We start from the raw sequence: 2158 nt of genomic DNA, 5'->3' as shown, positions 1-2158 counted from the left end.
GTAACCCTCCGCCGAATGTCGCGGTCGAGGGGCTGGCGTAGGGCGGCGGCTCGCTGTTGACTGTGAGTATGACTAGGCATACTGACAGACACCATGTCACGCGGCTCGAGGTGATCGATACCGGGCGGCGCCGTCGCTGGACGACGGAGGAGAAGGTGCGGATCGTCGAGGAAAGCCTCGCGGGCCGGCACCAGGGTTGCGTTGTGGCGCGGCGCTACGGCATCGCGTCATCGCAGCTGTTCGGCTGGCGCAAGGCCTACCGTGAGGGCCGGTTGCGTGCGGGGCAGGAGCCGGGCGTCTCGTTTCTGGAGGCGCGGGTGGTACCGGACCAGCCCGGTGCGGCTGAGTACGACGCACCTCCTGGGGGCGGGCCACAGGGCCGGATGGAGATTGTGGTCCGGACCGGGCGACGGGTCATCGTGGGCGCCGATGTGGATGCGGCAGCCTTGGCGCGGGTGGTCGCCGTGCTGGAGGGGCTATGATCGCAGCGCCACCTGGTGTCCGGGTGTGGCTGTCGGGTGGGATCACCGACATGCGCTGTGGCATGAACTCGCTCCTGCTGCGGGTCCAGGAGGGCATGGGGCGGAACCCGCACGAGGGCGATCTTTTTGTCTTTCGGGGACGTCGCGGTCACCTGGTTAAAATTCTCTGGGCGGATCGCCTGGGCGTCTCGCTGTATGCCAAGCGCCTGGAGCAAGGTCGCTTCATCTGGCCCTCGGCGGCCGACGGCACGGTCGAGATCACGGCGGCGCAGTTGGCCTACCTGCTCGACGGGATCGACTGGCGACGGCCGAAACGGACCTGGAAAACGGAGGCGCTGCCGACCATCCGGAGTGTCGGCTGAGGGGCCAAGGATCACCTCGGAAAGGCGCTGAAACCCGCAGGGTTCCTAGCGTTTCAAGCTTCGGCAGGGTATCATCGCGGGCATGGAAACGCCCGCTTCTCCCGACACTGTCGAAGCTTTGAAAGCTGCCCTGGCGGCGGCTTTGGTGCGTGCCGACGAGGCCACGGTACGTGCCGACGAAGCGGAAGCGAAGGCCAGGATGGCGGCGACCGAATTGGCGACCGCCGTTGCCGAGGCAACGTCGGCCAAGGCCGAGGCCGCCTCGGTCAAGGCGGAAGTCTCCAACAGCCGCGCCTTGATCGCCGCCCTCCAGCTCAAGATCGAGAAGCTTCAGCGTGAGCTGCGCGGGCAGCGGTCCGAAAGCAAGAAGCGCCTGCTCGACCAACTCGAGATGGAACTCGAGGACCTGGAGGCCACGGCCACCGAAGACGATCTGGCCGCCGAGAAGGCCGCCGCCGTCGCGGGAACCGAGGTCAAGGCGCATGTCCGGAAATCGCGTGGTCGCAAGCCGTTCCCGGCTCACCTGCCGCGCGAGCGCGTGGTGCTGCCGGCTCCCGAGACCTGCCCCTGCTGCGGCTCGGACAAACTGTCCAAGATCGGCGAACATGTCACCGAGACCCTGGAGGAGGTCCCGCGCTCCTTCAAGGTCGTCCAGACCGTGCGTGAGAAATTCTCCTGCCGCTCCTGCGAGACCATCACCCAGCCGCCCGCGCCGTTCCATCCCACGCCACGCGGCTGGGCCGGCCCCAATCTCCTCGCCGGCATCCTGGTCGAGAAGTTCGCTGCGCATCAACCGCTGAACCGGCAAGCCGAGCGCTTCGGCCAGGAGGGGTTGGACATCAGCCTGTCCACGCTGGCCGACCAGGTCGGCGCGGCGACCTTCACCCTGATGCCCCTGGTCGAGTTGATCGCGAGGCATGTCCTGGCCGCCGAGCGGCTCCATGCCGACGACACCACGGTGCCGGTGCTGGCCAAGAGCAAGACCATCACCGGCCGCCTGTGGGTCAATGTCCGTGACGACCGGCCGTTCGGCGGCGGCGACGCTCCTGCGGCCCTGTTCGCCTACTCCAGGGACCGGCGGAACGTCCACCCGCAGGAGCACCTCGAAGGCTACACCGGCATCCTCCAGGCCGACGCCTACTCCGGCTACAACCCGCTATTCAAGCAAGACCGCAAGCCAGCGCCCCTGATCAGCGCCCTATGTTGGGCGCACGCCCGCCGCAAGTTCTTTGAACTGGCCGACATCGATGCGGTCAGGAGAAAGAAGAACAAGCCCGAGATGTCGCCCCTGGCGCTGGATGCGGTGAGGCGCAT

At 67.2% G+C, this 2158-nt stretch carries 3 protein-coding genes; all 3 read left to right on the top strand.

From position 1 onward, the window contains the following. Nucleotides 1-68: 68 nt before the first annotated feature. The gene (gene tnpA / locus CRP50_RS24685; RefSeq protein ID WP_097281851.1) at nt 69-482 is read left to right on the top strand and encodes an IS66-like element accessory protein TnpA; all 414 of its coding nucleotides are present in this window, start codon (nt 69-71) and stop codon (nt 480-482) included. Then, the gene (gene tnpB, locus CRP50_RS24680; RefSeq protein ID WP_097281850.1) at nt 479-844 is read left to right on the top strand and encodes an IS66 family insertion sequence element accessory protein TnpB; all 366 of its coding nucleotides are present in this window, start codon (nt 479-481) and stop codon (nt 842-844) included. The genes tnpA and tnpB overlap by 4 nt, the downstream gene beginning before the upstream one ends. Nucleotides 845-926: 82 nt before the next feature. Beyond that, the coding region (gene tnpC, locus CRP50_RS24675) for an IS66 family transposase (RefSeq protein ID WP_141415264.1) at nt 927-2158 on the top strand (1232 nt) is incomplete at its 3' end.

The organism is Caenispirillum bisanense, from assembly GCF_900230255.1.
Classification (GTDB): domain Bacteria; phylum Pseudomonadota; class Alphaproteobacteria; order Rhodospirillales; family Rhodospirillaceae; genus Caenispirillum; species Caenispirillum bisanense_A.
This window is presented reverse-complemented; position numbering and strand designations above follow the sequence as displayed.